General features: G+C 33.0%; 14 protein-coding genes. 4 read left to right on the plus strand and 10 right to left on the minus strand.

What is annotated here, in order from left to right:
* Positions 1–298: 298 nt before the first annotated feature.
* The 6 genes from FLP_RS13800 to recG form a co-directional block, all read right to left on the minus strand.
* Positions 299–1222 (minus strand): AraC family transcriptional regulator, encoded by a 924-nt coding sequence (locus FLP_RS13800; RefSeq protein ID WP_065450059.1) that lies wholly within the window; start codon positions 1220–1222, stop codon positions 299–301.
* Positions 1223–1295: 73 nt separating this feature from the next.
* A complete protein-coding gene (locus FLP_RS13805) occupies positions 1296–2159 on the minus strand; it encodes a bestrophin family protein (protein ID WP_065450060.1) in 864 nt (287 codons plus the stop codon).
* A 26-nt stretch (positions 2160–2185) separates the two neighbouring features.
* Entirely contained in the window at positions 2186–3493 is a 1308-nt protein-coding gene (locus FLP_RS13810; protein ID WP_065450061.1) for a TolC family protein, read from the minus strand.
* Between the two features lie 73 nt (positions 3494–3566).
* On the minus strand, positions 3567–6665 hold the full coding sequence (locus FLP_RS13815) for an efflux RND transporter permease subunit (RefSeq protein ID WP_065450062.1): 3099 nt from the start codon (positions 6663–6665) through the stop codon (positions 3567–3569).
* A 130-nt stretch (positions 6666–6795) separates the two neighbouring features.
* Entirely contained in the window at positions 6796–7857 is a 1062-nt protein-coding gene (locus tag FLP_RS13820) for an efflux RND transporter periplasmic adaptor subunit (RefSeq protein ID WP_065450063.1), read from the minus strand.
* A 399-nt stretch (positions 7858–8256) separates the two neighbouring features.
* On the minus strand, positions 8257–10365 hold the full coding sequence (recG, locus tag FLP_RS13825; RefSeq protein ID WP_065450064.1) for an ATP-dependent DNA helicase RecG: 2109 nt from the start codon (positions 10363–10365) through the stop codon (positions 8257–8259).
* A 334-nt stretch (positions 10366–10699) separates the two neighbouring features.
* Between recG and FLP_RS13835 the strand changes: the two genes are divergently transcribed.
* Both FLP_RS13835 and FLP_RS13840 read left to right on the plus strand, forming a co-directional pair.
* A complete protein-coding gene (locus tag FLP_RS13835) occupies positions 10700–11299 on the plus strand; it encodes a hypothetical protein (protein ID WP_065450066.1) in 600 nt (199 codons plus the stop codon).
* 20 nt (positions 11300–11319) lie between these two features.
* Positions 11320–11985 (plus strand): hypothetical protein, encoded by a 666-nt coding sequence (locus FLP_RS13840; RefSeq protein WP_065450067.1) that lies wholly within the window; start codon positions 11320–11322, stop codon positions 11983–11985.
* On the opposite strand, the gene FLP_RS13845 is transcribed toward FLP_RS13840, so the two are convergent.
* Positions 11986–12645 (minus strand): hypothetical protein, encoded by a 660-nt coding sequence (locus FLP_RS13845; RefSeq protein WP_065450068.1) that lies wholly within the window; start codon positions 12643–12645, stop codon positions 11986–11988.
* Between the two features lie 333 nt (positions 12646–12978).
* Between FLP_RS13845 and FLP_RS13850 the strand changes: the two genes are divergently transcribed.
* Positions 12979–13521 carry a DUF1697 domain-containing protein gene (locus tag FLP_RS13850; RefSeq protein ID WP_065450069.1) on the plus strand — a complete coding sequence of 181 codons (543 nt, stop codon included), beginning with the start codon at positions 12979–12981 and terminating at the stop codon, positions 13519–13521.
* A 41-nt stretch (positions 13522–13562) separates the two neighbouring features.
* Here FLP_RS13850 and FLP_RS13855 read toward each other — a convergent pair whose 3' ends face one another.
* From FLP_RS13855 to FLP_RS13865, 3 genes are all read right to left on the minus strand, one after another.
* Positions 13563–14069: a hypothetical protein gene (locus FLP_RS13855; RefSeq protein WP_065450070.1), complete on the minus strand. Its 507-nt coding sequence runs from the start codon at positions 14067–14069 to the stop codon at positions 13563–13565.
* Positions 14070–14132: 63 nt separating this feature from the next.
* On the minus strand, positions 14133–14534 hold the full coding sequence (locus FLP_RS13860; RefSeq protein ID WP_065450071.1) for a peptidase associated/transthyretin-like domain-containing protein: 402 nt from the start codon (positions 14532–14534) through the stop codon (positions 14133–14135).
* Positions 14535–14539: 5 nt separating this feature from the next.
* Positions 14540–15304, minus strand: a complete 765-nt coding sequence (locus FLP_RS13865) for a Dph6-related ATP pyrophosphatase (RefSeq protein ID WP_065450072.1) — start codon at positions 15302–15304, stop codon at positions 14540–14542.
* Positions 15305–15453: 149 nt separating this feature from the next.
* Between FLP_RS13865 and FLP_RS25270 the strand changes: the two genes are divergently transcribed.
* On the plus strand, positions 15454–16149 hold the full coding sequence (locus FLP_RS25270) for a transposase (RefSeq protein ID WP_165606680.1): 696 nt from the start codon (positions 15454–15456) through the stop codon (positions 16147–16149).

Raw genomic sequence — 16149 nt, forward strand, 5'->3', positions numbered from 1 at the left:
AAGTGGCTAAGATTCTGAGGTTCTAAGGTTTCAGAGAGACAAAGCTTCAGAGATACAAAGAGTTCAGAGGAACAAAAAGACAAAGGTTTTGATGCGCAAAGATTAACCGTAGATAGGAAGCAGTGCGTCTAACATGTTCTGTAAATTGAAAGGGAAAATTGGTATGTAAAACAGGAGTGTAGACCCACTGCTGTTCGTCTCTACAATAAATGGTATGTTCATAAACGTTGATTTATAAACTTTGAGAAATGAATATTACACAATAAACAGCCTAAAAAAACTCAGAATCTTAGAACATTCAATTAACATACAACAACTGATATTGTTTAGGCGTAATTCCTTCATGCTTTTTAAAAAGTCTTGTAAAATAATTAGCATCTTCAAAACCGGATAAATAGCATACTTCATTAATCTGAATACCAGGATTTCTTAGTAGCTTTTTGGCATGTTTGATTTTTTCATTCAAAACATACTCAATCGGACTCATGCCTAATTCCCGTTTGAAAAAGCGATAAAAAGAAGCTGTACTCATGCAGGCTTTCTCGCTCAAACTTTTAAGGTTGATGTTTTCTTTTAAATTTAGTTTGATAAATTCAGTAACTTCAAAAATTGGATTATTCGATTGGATTAAAATTCCTTCGTCGATAGCTTTTACGGTCTGCGTCTGAATAATTCGGATTAATAATTCCTGCAATGTTAAGTCGGCGAGCGCGTCTTTTGTAATCGATGTGCTCATGCATTCTTTGATTAGTTTATTGATGGTAGCGGCAAGATCAATATTATTGTAGAAAAAATAATTCTGATAATTTAATTGCCAGTAGGCGTCGCTGCCTTCTTTAGGATAACGTTCATTTAAAAAATTTAAAGTATCGGTTATTTTAGATTTGTCTATTGCCAGAGCCAGGCATTGTGTTGGGTTTTCTCTTGAGGCTTCCGGAAAGTCAATTTTCATTTCGACGTTTGACGGAATAACGACTGTTTCTCCCGGTAAATAATCGAATCCGGGATCATCAAAAAGGTGCATAATCTTTTTACCTCTTAACATACTGGTTACTACAAAATCATTAAACTTTAGCGGAACTAGTTTAGAAGATTCGTAAGTTTCAAAAATATTTAATTCACAATGATTTAAGGTGTAAACTGTTCTGTTCTCGACAAGTGTTTTTAATGATTTTTCATTGGATAAATGAGGAGGATTGATGAAAGCACGTTGATTGTTCATTGCGATTAAATTTTTTAGTGGCGACTTTAAATTTAATCAAAATAGAAGTAACAATGGCAGTTTTAACGTTTTATTAAATCAGTTCCTCAACATGTTTTTTGATGTTTTCGGCTATTTTTTTGGTAGGTAAATCATTTTCATCGTCACCAAACGGATCTTCTATTTCCTCTGCAATAAGCTCTAAACTCGCCAGTACATAAAAAATAAAAACCACAACCGGAGCAACAAAATACCCCAGACTAATGGAGTAACCAAAAGGCAGTGTCATAGTATAAAAGAAAATAAATTTTTTGATAAAAGCACTGTAAGAGTAGGGAATAGGCGTGTTTTTTATTCTTTCGCACGCACCACAAATATCTGTAAAAGATTGTAATTCTTCGTTTAAAATGATGAGTTGTTCTCCGGTAATTTTTTTAGAATCATACAAATCATTGATTTTATGAAACATCATTCTTTTTACCTGATTGGGTTTGTGTTTGTGATGATCAATTTCTAAATCTACATCATCAAAAAGCTGTTTACTGGTTTCAGAATCATGAAGATGCCTGTGCAAAATTAAAGCATAAGTTGGAATGAATTTTCTGAAGAATTTTCGATCATTTTCATCTTTAAGCATTGCCGAAAGTTTAATAGCCAGATTACGACTATTATTTACGAGACCTCCCCATAATTTTCGTCCTTCCCACCAGCGATCGTAAGCAGTATTGGTTCTAAATACAAGCAGTAATGAAATCACAAAACCTAACATTCCGTGCATGATTGGGATGTTATGGATATAATCATTTTTACCAACTTTAAAATAGGCGATTTCAAGATACCCAATTATAGAAGAATAAATTCCGATAGCAATCATTATCGGAAACAGTTTTCTTACTGTGTCTGATTTATGAACATGGAAAATAAAAGTAAACCAATCCTTGGTATTATATGAGATCATTTAGTTTGTTTTGAAACAAATTTACTTTAAAAATTAATATTTCCTGCTAATTCTTTCAAGGCAATTTCAGATAATTTAGCCTCGTATTGTGCGTTGCTGTAACGCACTTTGGCATTCACATAATTCAGCTGAGCCGTTCTGAAATCAAGAGTTGTTATGGTTCCAATTCTGAATTTATCAAGCGTAATGTCTAAATTTTGTTTCGCAATAGCTTGATTATCTTCTTCTAAATCAATTAATTCTAAGTTGGTTAAATACGTTTGAAAAGCCGTGCTCAATTGCGAATTCAAAATCATACTTTGCTGTTCGATGGCAATTTGCGAATTTTCAATTTGCAATTTGGCTACTTTTTCATTTCTATGCTGATTCAATCCATCAAAAATATTCAGCGAAGCATTAAAACCATAATTAAAACCTTTTGAAGAGTTTTCGCTTGTAAATCCTAAACTTGACTGGCTTTCAGAAAAATTATAACCTGAAGTTAAATTTACCGTTGGATATCGGTTTGCTTTTACTTGTTTTAGTTGTAATTCGGCAATACGTTTATTGATTATTTGCGATTCTAAAGCCGGATTTTGTTTTTTTGCAAGATCCATTAAATCTATCAAAACCAATTTGTTATCTACTGTAACCACATCAGTTACTGCAAAATCAATCTGGGGGTCACGTGCCAAATATTGATTCAGTAAAATCTTGGCATTTTTATACGATTCTTTTTGTCTTAGTAAAGCAACCTGATCTGTGTTTAAATCAACCTGAGCATTTAGAACTTCTAATTTTGAAGCTTTACCAATGGTAAAACGGTTTTGTGCTAATTGAACTCTTTGTTTAGAAATTACAATTGTAGTATCTAAAGCTGCTAATTGATGTTGTTGCTGCACTAGATCATAATAAGCAGAATTTACCTGACCAATTTTAACCAAAATAGTTCTTTTCAGTTCCGCATCACCTAATTTTTGGAGTTCTTTTAACTGATCATATCTGGCAAACATTCTCATTCCGTCAAAAACAGTCCAGCCCAAACTAACGCCATATGTTAAACTGTTGTTTTTGGCATTGTTTAATGTAGTTGATGTTCCGTCCTGGCGTACCTGCGTTGAGTTTGTAACGTTGTTATTGTCTACAATATTAGCTGTTGCGGTTGGCAAGATACCAGCGTTTCCAACGGTAACGTTTGTTTCGCTTATGGTTGAATTATTTTTAGCAATCTTAATTTCAAAGTTATTTTCTAAAGCTATTTTCATAGCATCCTCAATAGTCAGGACTTGTGCGCTACTTTTTGCTATACAAAACAAAAATAAAATGAAACTTATTAAGGTTATTTTAGTTTTCATATGATGACTTATTAGCTGCGGAATTTTATTAAAAAGAAATTCCCAGCTTCTATATTATTTCAAATTTAAATATCTATTTATGGCTTTCTCTTTCATATTCTTCAATATGATCAAATTCAGGATAATGTTTTCTGGCTTTGGACCACATCAGATAAATAGCCGGAATTACAAAAAGTGTCAAAGCCAATGAGAAAATAGTTCCTCCAACAATTACAACTCCCATCCCGATTCTACTGGTAGAAGCAGCTCCAAGCGACATTGCAATTGGTAAGGCTCCTAAAGCAATTGCCAAACTGGTCATTAAAATAGGACGTAAACGCGCTTCTGACGCTTCCAGAATAGCTTCTAGTTTTGGTTTTCCCTGTTCTCGTAACTGATTGGCAAATTCTACAATCAAAATACCGTTTTTAGTTACCAAACCAATAAGCATTACGGTACCAATCTGGCTAAATATATTCCAGGTTTGATTGAATAACCATAATGAAAATAAAGCTCCCGCAACTGCCATTGGCACGGTCAGAATAATAATCAACGGATCAATAAAACTCTCAAACTGCGCTGCAAGAATCAAAAATATTAATAACAAAGCCAATCCAAAAGCAAAAGAAGTATTCGAACTACTTTCGACAAAATCTCTCGATTCACCACTTAAATCGGTGGTAAAACTCTGATCCAAAACTTTAGCTTTAATTCGATCCATTTCCTGAATACCATCGCTAATACTTTTGCCTGGTGCTAAACCTGCAGAAACTGTAGCCGACATGTATCTGTTATTATGATACAATTGCGGCGGATTACTTTGTTCTTCGACTTTTACAACATTATCCATCTGAATCAGCTGACCGGATTTGTTGCGCACAAACATTGAGGTTAAATCCAATGGTTTCGAACGGTCTTTTTGATCAAACTGACCAATTACCTGGTATTGTTTTCCGTTTTTAATGAAATATCCAAAACGTTGTCCGCTTAGCGAAAGCTGTAAAGTTTGTGCAATATCCATAATTGATATTCCCAAACTTTCTGCCTTTTCACGATCAATACTTACATTGATTTCGGGTTTATTAAATTTTAAATTAACATCCGAAGTCGAGAAAACATCACTTTTACCTACTTCATTCATAAAAACAGGAATTTTTTCTCTTAGTTTTTCAAAATTTGGAGCCTGAATGATGTACTGAATTGGTAAACCTCCACGTCTGTTCACGGCAATTGTAGGCTGCTGAATGACAGATGTTTTGGCATCCGGATATTTTTTAGTCCATTTGGTTAATTGATCAGCAATTTCTTTTTGAGACTTAGTTCTTTCACCCGGTTCTTTCAGCGAAAGCCTGATAAAACCTGAATTTGTTGCAGAACCTCCGGAACCTCCCGCGGTAATAACCAGACTTACTTTTTTCTCCGGAATAGAATCATCTACCAATCTTGACATTTCCTGCATAAAACGATTGGTATATTCATAAGAAGAACCTTCAGGAGTAGTCATACGCATCGTTACAGAACTACGGTCATCATAAGGAGCAGTTTCTTTTGGAAGTATGGTAAAAAATAAATAAATCAACCCAAAACAAGCAATAAGAATAGGGAAGGAGATCCATTTTTTATTCATAAAACGGCTCAATGAGTCAGCATATCCGCTATTTAATTTTTCGAAAAAAGGTTCGGTTTTAATGTAGAACTTTGATTTTTTCTGTTCTCCGCCTTTCATCAAATAAGCATTCAGCATTGGTGTTAATGTCAGGGATACAAAGGCCGAAATTAAAACCGCGGCCCCAATTACGACTCCAAATTCCCGAAAGAGTCGGCCTACGAATCCTTCTAAGAAAATTACGGGCAAAAATACGGCAGCGAGCGTTACTGAAATTGAAATTACAGCATAGAAAATTTCATTAGAACCTTTAATAGCCGCTTCAATTGGCGACATTCCTTCTTCGACTTTTTTGAAGATATTTTCTGTTACAACAATTCCGTCATCAACCACAAGACCGGTGGCTAAAACAATAGCCAAAAGCGTTAATACATTAATGGAAAATCCAAAAAGCCACATGATAAAAAATGTAGCAATTAAAGACACTGGAATATCTATTAAAGGTCTGAAGGCAATGGCCCAATCCCTAAAAAACAGATAAATAATGATAATTACCAAAATAATCGAAATTCCTAAAGTTTCAGCTACTTCAAGTACCGATTTTTTTACGAAAAGTGTATTGTCAAGTGCAATGTTTAATTTGATATCCTTTGGGAGATCCTTTTTTAAAGCGTCATATTTTTTATAAAATTCTTTTGAAATATCAAGATAATTGGCTCCCGGCATTGGCACAATGGCCATACCAATCATTGGAAGTCCAGAAGATGTTAAGGAAGTCTCGATATTTTCAGGGCCTAATTCAGCACCGCCAACATCGCTCAAGCGAACAATTTTATCTCCGTCTGTTCGAATGATAATATTATTAAATTCTTCCGGTTTCGAAAGATTTCCAATTGTTTTTACAGTCAATTCGGTATTGTTTCCGGTTAATTTTCCGGAAGGCAATTCTACGTTTTGTGCGTTCAATGCGTCCCGAACGTCAGAAACCGTGCAGTTATAAGCATTTAATTTTACCGGATCGATCCACAAACGCATGGCATAACGTTTTTGTCCCCAAATCTGAACACCACTCACTCCGGGAATTGTTTCTAAACGCTGTGAAATAACATTTTCAGCATAATCACTTAATTCCAAGGCACTTCGGCTATCACTTTGTACCGTCATCGAAATAATAGATTCACTATCAGCATCGGCTTTAGAAACTACCGGTGGCGCATCAATATCCTGTGGCAGACTTCTAACAGCTTGCGAAACTTTATCACGGACATCGTTTGCAGCTTCTTCAAGATCTTTGTCCAGATTAAACTCTATGGTAATATTACTACTTCCCTGATTACTTGAAGATGTGATGTTTCGAATCCCGTCAATTGCATTTACCGCTTTTTCAAGAGGTTCTGTAATTTGTGATTCAATAATGTCAGAATTGGCTCCTGTATAATTCGTTCTAATGGAAACCTGCGCAGGGTCGATCGAAGGAAATTCGCGAACACCCAAAAAAGTATAACCAATGAAACCGAACAGAATAATCAGAAGATTCAGTACAATGGTTAAAACAGGTCTTTTTATACTAGTAGTTGATAAGCTCATGATGAGATTTTATATTTTAGAGTTCAGATTTTAGATTTTAGAAAATAGAATAAAGAAAATAGAAATAAGACTTGATGCTTAAAACCTATAACTCGGATCTAACTCAGAACCCATAACTCTTAACTTAAAATTATTTTTTTATTTTGACTTTTATTGGTGCCTCATTTTTTAATGACATTACGCCACTGGTAATTAAGGTGTCTCCGGCTTTTAATCCTGATAAAATCAAAATCGAAGCATCAGTTCTTGTAGTAGCATCCACCATCACTTCTTTGGCTTTGCCCATATTGGCGATGTATACTTTTTTACCGCTTTGTACCGGAACAATAGCTTCTGTAGGTACTACAATCGCATCTTTGATAATATTTAAGGGTAATTTTACATCAGCAAAAGTTCCCGGAAAAAGTTTTCCATCCATGTTATCAGCAATAGCGCGAATTTTTAAGGTACGTGTTGCTACTTCAACTTCTGGCTCAATGGCATAAATTTTTGCATTGTATACTTTATCAGATCCTGAAACCGAAAAATCGATTGTTGAACCAGATTTTACTTGCGAAGCATATTTTTCAGGAATAGAAAATGTGATTTTTAATTTTCCTGTATTTACTAATTTGGCTACTAAAACGGTTGGAGTAATGTAGGTTCCTGGTGATATAGAACGTAAACCAATTTTGCCAGAGAAAGGTGCTTTTACAGCGGTTTTTGCAATTTGCGCTCTTATCAATTGGGTTTGTGCTTTCATCGAAGCATAGTCAGCATTTGCAACATCAAATTCTTCCTGACTGATAGCTTCTTTCTGCAATAGCAATTTTGCTCTTCTTTCGTTTTCACCCGCGAGGCCTTCTTTGGTTACAGCCTGTCTTAATTGAGCTTTAAGTTCGATATCATTTACCTTAAACAGAACCTGACCTTTATTTACGAAACTACCCTCAGTAAAATAAATCCCTTCAACAATTCCCGAAACTTCACTATGAATTTCTATTTGTTCATTTGCTTCAATAGATCCTGAAAGTGATAAGTTATTATCGAAAGTGGCAGTTTTTACTATAATTCCCGTTACTGTGGTAGGTTTATCCTTGTCTCCAAAATTTTTCGATTCGTCATTCTTCTTTTTATTCGAAACTATTCTATAGGTGATAAATCCTCCGATGCATATAATCAGCAGGGCATAAATAAGGTTTTTTACTTTCATAAAATTGAGGTAAATGTTTTTTTGGTATGTGTTTTTAGTAAGCCAACAAAATTAACTTTTTGAAACGAAAACAAAAGACGTTGTGTTTTATTTAACACTTGTATAATGTTAATTTTAAATGTCTTTTAACAGCTTTGTTCCTTTCTTTTTTGTAATTAGATATGCTTTTCGGAAAAAGGTTTAATGAGGTTGAATTTATTTTGAGGTTTTAATCTTTTAGGATTAGATAATCTATTCCTGATTTAACCAAAGTATAAAAAATGACTTCATTTTGAAGGAGTTATAGATCTTGAAACATAAGAAGATTTCTAGAAATCCCAATTTTTAAAATCCCAAATTTCAAATTTTTGTTCTAAAAAAAACTCAGAAACTTAGCACCTCAGAACCTTAGTCCCTTTCCTAGCTAATATAATTCCAAATATTCTTCTTCTTAGTCAATTCTATAAAAACGGCCTTTAAAACGGCATGTTCCGGTTTTTGTAAAGGGCCGTCTTCTTTTAAGATTTTCATGGCGTAGTTTCTGGCTAAGCCTAAAATATCCCGGTCACGAACAATATCAGCAATTTGAAGGTTTAAAACCCCGCTTTGTTGTGTTCCCATTAAATCTCCAGGTCCGCGTAGTTTAAGATCTACTTCGGCAATTTCGAAACCATCATTGGTTTGTACCATGGTTTGCATTCGGGTTTTACTGTCATCGCTTAATTTGTGGCTTGTCATTAAAATGCAATAACTTTGTTCAGCACCACGACCCACACGGCCACGCAATTGATGCAGCTGAGACAATCCAAAGCGTTCTGCACTTTCAATAATCATTACACTGGCGTTTGGTACGTTTACACCAACTTCAATTACAGTTGTTGCAACCATAATATTGGTTTTTCCTTCAGAGAAACGTTTCATTTCAGCATCTTTATCTGCCGGTTTCATTTTTCCGTGTAAGATGGAAATCGAATATTGAGGCAATGGAAAATCGCGAGATATACTTTCGTAACCGTCCATTAAATCCTTGTAATCCATTTTTTCGGATTCCTGAATCAGCGGATAAACAATATATATTTGTCTTCCCAGCGCGATTTCGTCTCTTAGGAATTTCCACACTTTCAATCGGTTACTATCAAAACGATGTACGGTTTGAATAGGTTTTCTGCCGGGAGGCAATTCATCAATTACCGAAATATCAAGATCGCCGTACAAACTCATCGCCAAAGTTCTCGGAATAGGAGTGGCAGTCATCACCAGAACGTGCGGCGGAATATCATTTTTCTTCCACAATTTCGATCTTTGTTCTACACCAAAACGGTGCTGTTCATCAATTACAGCCAAACCTAAATTCTGGAATTTTACTTTATCTTCAAGCAAAGCATGTGTGCCAATTATAATATGTAAACTTCCGTTTTCCAGTTCTTCGTGGATGATTCTTCGTGCTGCTATTTTAGTCGAGCCCGTTAATATTTTTATGTTAATATTTAAGGTTTGAGCCAACTCAGATAATCCAATAAAATGCTGATTGGCGAGGATTTCCGTTGGCGCCATAAGGCAAGCCTGAAAACCGTTATCAATAGCCAAAAGCATACTTAAAAAAGCGACAATGGTTTTTCCTGAACCCACATCTCCTTGTAGTAATCGGTTCATTTGGGCATTACTTCCCATGTCTGAACGAATTTCTTTTACTACTCTTTTCTGGGCATTTGTGAGTTGAAACGGCAAATGATTCTGGTAAAAATCATTAAAAAGTTCACCCACTTTTGTAAATGGATGTCCTTTTATTTTGTGTTTCCTAATCAGGTTTTTGGTGATCAATTGTAATTGAATAAAGAATAGTTCTTCAAATTTCAATCGGAATTGGGCTTTCGCCAAAGCATCAGTGCTTTTAGGAAAATGAATGTTGAATAAAGCGGCTCTTTTTGGGATTAATTTTAATTCTTCGATTAAATAAGGCGGAAAAGTTTCTGTGAATAGCGCCTGCGTTTCAAGAAACAATTGCTCCATCATTTTATTGATCGTTCGGTTTGAAATTCCTCTGTTGGTCAGCGTTTCAGTCGACGGATAAACGGGCTGCATAGCAGATCGAAGACTTTTTTCGTGCTCGCTTAACAATTCAATTTCCGGATGCGCCATACTGAACTGACTTCCGTAAAGTGAACATTTACCAAAAATTACACAAACCTCATTTATTTTTAAACTCTCCCGAATCCATTTATGTCCCTGAAACCAGTTTAAGTCAATTTGCCCTGTATCATCCACGAAAGTGGCCACCAGACGCTTTTTGTTTTTAGCAAATTCAACGGTTTTTATATTGATGATTTTACCAATAATCTGTACTTCGGCACCAGTATTCTGTAGTTCGTTAATCTTATAATAACGTGTTCTGTCAATATACCTGTTAGGAAAAAAATTAACTAAATCCCTGTATTTATGAATGCCCAATTCCTTACGAAGCAATTGGCCACGACTCGGACCAACACCTTTTAAGTATTCTATTGGGGTTTCAAGGAGATTATTAGACATTAATTATTTTAGATTTTAGATTACTGATTTTAGAATAGTGAACAAAGACGAAATCTATATTCTATTATCTTTCTTTTCAGAAAAGCGAAGATAGTTTTTTGTTGGGAAAATTAAAAATAAGAGAATTTAAAGTATAGAAAATAATATCTTTGAAAAATGACAAAATATTTAGCACTTCGCAAGGTATAATATAAGTGCACTTTCCTTTAAGATATTTTTTGTCAAAGTGTTCATGAGTGTAAAAATAAAAAAAAATAAAAGAATTAAAATTTAACATTTGATATTGAGTCCTAAGAAAATTTTTATCTTTAGTACAGATATAAATATTAATTAAATGGAAGAATACAGCAATGGTTTAGTTATTTTTATTAGTGCTTTAATACCAACCTTGTTAACCCTTTGGTTGAATGAAAAAGTTAAAGGTAATGTGAAAAATTCTTTTGATGAAAAACTTGCGCAATTCCAAATAGAGCTTAATCATTTAAAAACCAAAGAGAATTTTAAGTTTACAAAACTGCACGAAAGAAGATTCGAAGTCTTGCAAAAGACTTTTGAATATTTGAATAATAATCTCAATATTTTAGCAAGTCTTACAGCACCATTCAAAATTATACCACAAGGTCAAAACTATGATGAAAGTGAACAATTAGCAAGTCAGAAATATCGTGATGCACACAATGAATTTTTAAAGTACTTTAATTATAATTCGATTTATTTTGATGAAGAAACTGAAGCATTGCTTTTAAACTTCTTTCATGAATCTGGGAATATTTTTAATGCTTATGACCAGAAACAAATTTATCAATCGATGGGTGAGAAATTAGATAAGGAAGGTCATTTAAATTTCGCAAATGCACACAAGAAAATTCCAGAAATAATTCATCCTTTAAAAAAACAAATTGAAACTAAATTTCGTGAGTTATTAGGTGAATAACCTTTTCAAAAAATGCTATTATGAATTATACAGACTACATATATCAGATATTAGGTTTTGTTGGCTTGCCAGCCTTATTTACATTGTATTTAACTGAAAGAGCTAAAAGTAGTATCAAAAGCACATACGACCGTAAGTTAGAAGAAATTAAAAAAGAAAATACTAAAGAAATTGAAGAAGTAAAAAAAGAACATTCAAAAGAAATTTCTCAATTTCAATCAGAGTTAAATTATATCAAATCTAAAGAGAATTTTAAGTTTACAAAACTGCACGAAAAGCGGTTTGCAGGCTTAGCGGAAATTTACAGTTATTTATCACAGCTATTAGAACTTTTACATGTATACAGTGTATCTATAAAGAATCAACAAAGTAATAATGCAGATAGCATTGAAATTGGTAATGCTCAAAATAGTTTTATAAATATCTATGCTGAATCAACAAAGTATATAACTCGAAATATGTTATTCTTTGATGACAAAACGGAGCAATTACTTATAAAATATATGATACATTGTAGAGATTTTTTTAATACATATGACCAATATAAGTATATGCAAGAAATTAATAAAGAAGACAATCTTGACTTTACATTTAACTTTGATTCAGAATATCAAAAACTGGAAAAATTAATATTCCCTCTTAAAAAAGAAATTGAAAAGGAGTTTCGTAAATTTTTAGGTGAATAATTATTTTAATCCGATGGCTTTTTTGAAATCATTCTGAAGATAATTATCAAATTTGGATGAGTCGACAGTCTTAGTACCCAAACTGATTTTTGTAATTAATTGGTGAGCAATCTTTTTTGTAAACTGATAAAACTTTTCATTTGTTGGAAATCCTTCTCTAAAATCCGTTTCATCAGTTATAAGTTGTGCTTGGATAGTAGTAATAAGTAATTCCTGAAATAGATTAGAATATGCATTTACTTCAAACATTAATGGCTCATCAAGATATGCATTTGATAGTACATTTAGCCTTATTAATTTTTTAAATAATTCGTCGGTATCAATTATTGATTTGATTCTATCGAGTTCAACTTTGTAATCCTCAAAATAGTCACGAGTTAAACTACTAATGTCATTTAAGTTATTATGATATTGTTGAAGACTAAAGTAAAGTTTATGTAATAAATCATATTCGACAATTGTTGATGAAAGTAATTCATAAATTTCTTCACATTTACCAACTATAACTTGCTTTCTATTATCTTCTGAGCTTATTCTTATGGCACGTACTGCGACTATTAAAGCTCCAACCGCCACTAATGATGATATTAAACCATTATATGTATTTATTAGCTCGAAAAAATAAATTACACAACCTATTATGATATCAATTATCCCCATTTACAAGTATTTGTTTTCTTTTACGACGTTTTGAAACTCTAATGTTATACACAGGGTTATCAGTTTAATTGATTAAAAATTCACACTCTCTTATTAATTCATCTTTAATTGCTTCCTTATCATTTTTGTGATTTTAAATTAAATTATCCTACTAAGATACAGGATTGATTTAACGCCTTTTGGCCGCATAAAATTTTTTATTAACAGATTTATTAGGTTGTATTGAATTTGTAAATTAAGGGATGAAAAATAACAATTATTTATATCATTATTGGAGATTCTTTTAAATCCAAGCTTAGAAAATAATATCTTTGAAAAAATAATATTCAAAAAATGACAACACATTTAGCACTTTTACGCGCCATCAACGTTTCTGGTCACAATATGATGAAAATGGAAGCTTTGAAAACCATGTTAGAAAATATTGGTTTTACCAATGTGCGTACGTACTTGCAGTCCGGAAATGTTTTTGTTGATACGGAAGAAGAAAGTGCTTCGAAAGTAGGTTTTATGATCAAACAGGAAATTTTTAAGGTATTTGGTCATGAAGTTTATACCATTGTAATAAAAAAAGAAGATTTAGAATTGTGTTTTAAAAACAGCCCTTTTTTAAAAGAAAAAGAGGTGGATACCAAAAAACTATACGTTGCTTTTGCTTCGGTGGAATTAAAAAAGGAGAATATAAACGATCTGAAAATTAGTCAGTTTAAGCCGGATGAAGCCAGTATTGACGGAAACCGGATTTTTATTAAATATGCCGTTGGTGCCGGAAAAACAAGATTGGAAGGTAAATATATCGAGAAAAAACTGAATGTTATTGTAACAATGCGAAATTGGAATACTATTACGAATTTGCTGAATATGTATTCAGAATAGTTTTTAAAATTAGAAAATTTTCTAATCTTCGAATTGGCGCATTAATCCCTTAACCATTTTTGCATTGCAGGAAAAGCTTCTTTATCTTCTTTAAGTGCACGATCTTTACTGAGCGTAATTCCAATCCATTCTAAAAATGGTAATCCAATATAATTTTCATCATTAAAATTAGAAATAAACCATTCCGATGCATTTTTATATCCATTAGGATGAAACACAAATTCAAGCGGTAATTGCAAATGATTTACAGCCGCAAATGACCATAAAATCGCACCAATTTCTTCAGCCTGAGTGGGCCATTCCGGTGACATTTCGCTTGTGCCAACTTTATTTCTTTCAGAAGATGTGGTAACTGCTAAGTGTCCCGCTTCGTGCAAAATATCACCAGGATATAATAATTTATCGTAATCAACATAAATGCAATTTGGTCCCAGGCTTAATCCGGGTAAAAAACTTTCGTTTACTTCTTTTTCAATGACATCAATTCTTATTTCATTAAGAAATTTTAAAACCTTTTTTATTTCGCAACTAATTTCTTTTACAGGCATATTATGGTTTAATGAAATTAATATTTGGATTAAAACTGAATTCTAAATTTAATAAAAAATAAATTATTTATCGACAGCTATTATTGGAGCTTTTTTTAAGAATATAGTATCACAATTATGAACAGCTCCTTTTCTGATTCCACCACCAAACGGATTAAACAATTCGATCGATTTTTTTTCGTAGCCTTCTTTATAAATTGCTTCATTTACCATTAACGGAGGCGCTTCGTAACCAACAAAAGTAAACTCAGAATAACGCAATTCTTTTAATTGAAAATAACCTTTTATGTCCGTAAGATTTTCTCCAACGTTACAGTTTTCAATTGGCTTTCTGGTGATCGAATCATAAATATATCCAGTAATTTGGGGTCTTTTACATCGGCTTACCAAACAACTCTGGCAAACAAATGTTATAGTTAATACTAATATAATTGTACAAAACTTTTTAAAATAGAGTATTTTCATCTTTGTTAAATAAGGTCACAATACCAAAATCCATAATCAAAAGCATCGCTGGCACTTGTGTCACAAGCCGTATCAGAAGAATTTTCATTTTTTGGCTTTTCGTATTTACGATAAACAATTTCTCCAATTTCAAATTGTATAGGTGCTGAAAAAATCGGACCATCAAAAGTAAAAGTATGAAATTCTCCATTTTCACCGCAAACGTCTACATTATCAGGTAAATCGCCAATAAATTTCTGATCGATAATTCGGCCAACAAAACTTTTATCAAGATAACGTTCGTTTACACAAACCACAATTGTTTTAAACCCTAACGAAATAAATTCCTGAATTAAATCCTGAGTTGGAATTTTCCAAAGCGGAAAAACGCCTTCAAAACCCATTTTCGCTAACTGGTTTTCGCGGTATTGCCGTAAATCTTCTAGGAAAATATCACCAAAAACAGAATGCGTAATTCCTTCATTTTTTAATTCGATTAAAGTCTCAGTCATCACATTTTCGTATACTTCCATTGTTGGCATTTCAGGAATTTGCATGATTTTAAGAGGCAAACCAATGCTTTTTGCCTGTGATTCTAATAATTCGACGCGAACGCCGTGCATAGAAATTCGCTGAAATTGCTGGTTCACGCTAGTAAGTAAAAATTCAATTTTAAAATCAGGATTTTGTAATGTTTTATATAATGCCAAAGCAGAATCTTTTCCACTGCTCCAGTTAAATAAGGCTTTTTTGATTGTTGACACGCTGCTGTAATTTTCTAAGGTAAACATACAAATTTCATTCGATTTGTTGACGAAACCTTTGTAACTTTGGGATTCTTACACGCCAAAAAATGACATTATTTAAAGATAAGTTTAAAATGGATTCAAATAGATTGAAAAATTGGGATTATTCCAGTTCAGCAGTTTATTTTATTACTATGGTTACTCGAAATAGAGAATATCTTTTTGGATCTATTGAAGAGAATAAAATGGTTTTAAACGAAAATGGTCAAATTGTAGAAAATGAATTGTTGAAATCTATAAAAATTCGTAAAAATTGGTTTTTTCATAATTGGATCGTTATGCCCAATCATGTTCATTTATTAATTGAAATTCAAAATAATGAGGTTTCTTCAGAAATGAATGATATACAAACGCAAATCGAACGATCGCATATCGTAGAGACGCACAGCAGTGCGTCTACGTCCGGCACATCGACAACGAATATTGCGGCAAACAATTCGATAAACAATGTGACAAACGTTGTGAAGACGCACCGCTGTGCGTCTCTACCGAATAACCATGAGAATAACCATGAGAATAACCATGAGAATAACCATGAGAATAACCATGAGAATAACCATGAGAATAACCATGAGAATAACCATGAGAATAACCATGAGAATAATTACGCGAATAAATATGGGTTTGAATTATCTCGAAAATCAAATTCTATTTCATCATTTGTTGCTATCTTTAAATCGGTAACTACAAAACAAATTAATGGATCTGCTTCGATATGGCAAGCTAATTATCACGATCATATTGTTCGCAATTACAAAAGATTTGAAACTATTTATAATTATATAAAAACCAACCCAAGTTCTTGGGAAACGGATTCTATGAAACTTTAA

It is taken from the genome of Flavobacterium piscis, assembly GCF_001686925.1.
In the GTDB taxonomy this organism is placed as follows: domain Bacteria; phylum Bacteroidota; class Bacteroidia; order Flavobacteriales; family Flavobacteriaceae; genus Flavobacterium; species Flavobacterium piscis.

Bases quoted from the DNA above. Each gene is read 5' to 3' on its own strand.
- FLP_RS13815 (WP_065450062.1), bottom strand. From the start codon at position 6,665: ATGAGCTTATCAACTACTAGTATAAAAAGACCTGTTTTAACCATTGTA.
- FLP_RS13845 (WP_065450068.1), bottom strand. From the start codon at position 12,645: ATGGGGATAATTGATATCATAATAGGTTGTGTAATTTATTTTTTCGAG.
- FLP_RS13820 (WP_065450063.1), bottom strand. From the start codon at position 7,857: ATGAAAGTAAAAAACCTTATTTATGCCCTGCTGATTATATGCATCGGA.
- FLP_RS13865 (WP_065450072.1), bottom strand. From the start codon at position 15,304: ATGTTTACCTTAGAAAATTACAGCAGCGTGTCAACAATCAAAAAAGCC.
- FLP_RS13835 (WP_065450066.1), top strand. From the start codon at position 10,700: ATGGAAGAATACAGCAATGGTTTAGTTATTTTTATTAGTGCTTTAATA.
- FLP_RS13855 (WP_065450070.1), bottom strand. From the start codon at position 14,069: ATGCCTGTAAAAGAAATTAGTTGCGAAATAAAAAAGGTTTTAAAATTT.
- FLP_RS13860 (WP_065450071.1), bottom strand. From the start codon at position 14,534: ATGAAAATACTCTATTTTAAAAAGTTTTGTACAATTATATTAGTATTA.
- FLP_RS13800 (WP_065450059.1), bottom strand. From the start codon at position 1,222: ATGAACAATCAACGTGCTTTCATCAATCCTCCTCATTTATCCAATGAA.
- FLP_RS13805 (WP_065450060.1), bottom strand. From the start codon at position 2,159: ATGATCTCATATAATACCAAGGATTGGTTTACTTTTATTTTCCATGTT.
- FLP_RS13810 (WP_065450061.1), bottom strand. From the start codon at position 3,493: ATGAAAACTAAAATAACCTTAATAAGTTTCATTTTATTTTTGTTTTGT.
- FLP_RS13850 (WP_065450069.1), top strand. From the start codon at position 12,979: ATGACAACACATTTAGCACTTTTACGCGCCATCAACGTTTCTGGTCAC.
- recG (WP_065450064.1), bottom strand. From the start codon at position 10,365: ATGTCTAATAATCTCCTTGAAACCCCAATAGAATACTTAAAAGGTGTT.
- FLP_RS25270 (WP_165606680.1), top strand. From the start codon at position 15,454: ATGGTTACTCGAAATAGAGAATATCTTTTTGGATCTATTGAAGAGAAT.
- FLP_RS13840 (WP_065450067.1), top strand. From the start codon at position 11,320: ATGAATTATACAGACTACATATATCAGATATTAGGTTTTGTTGGCTTG.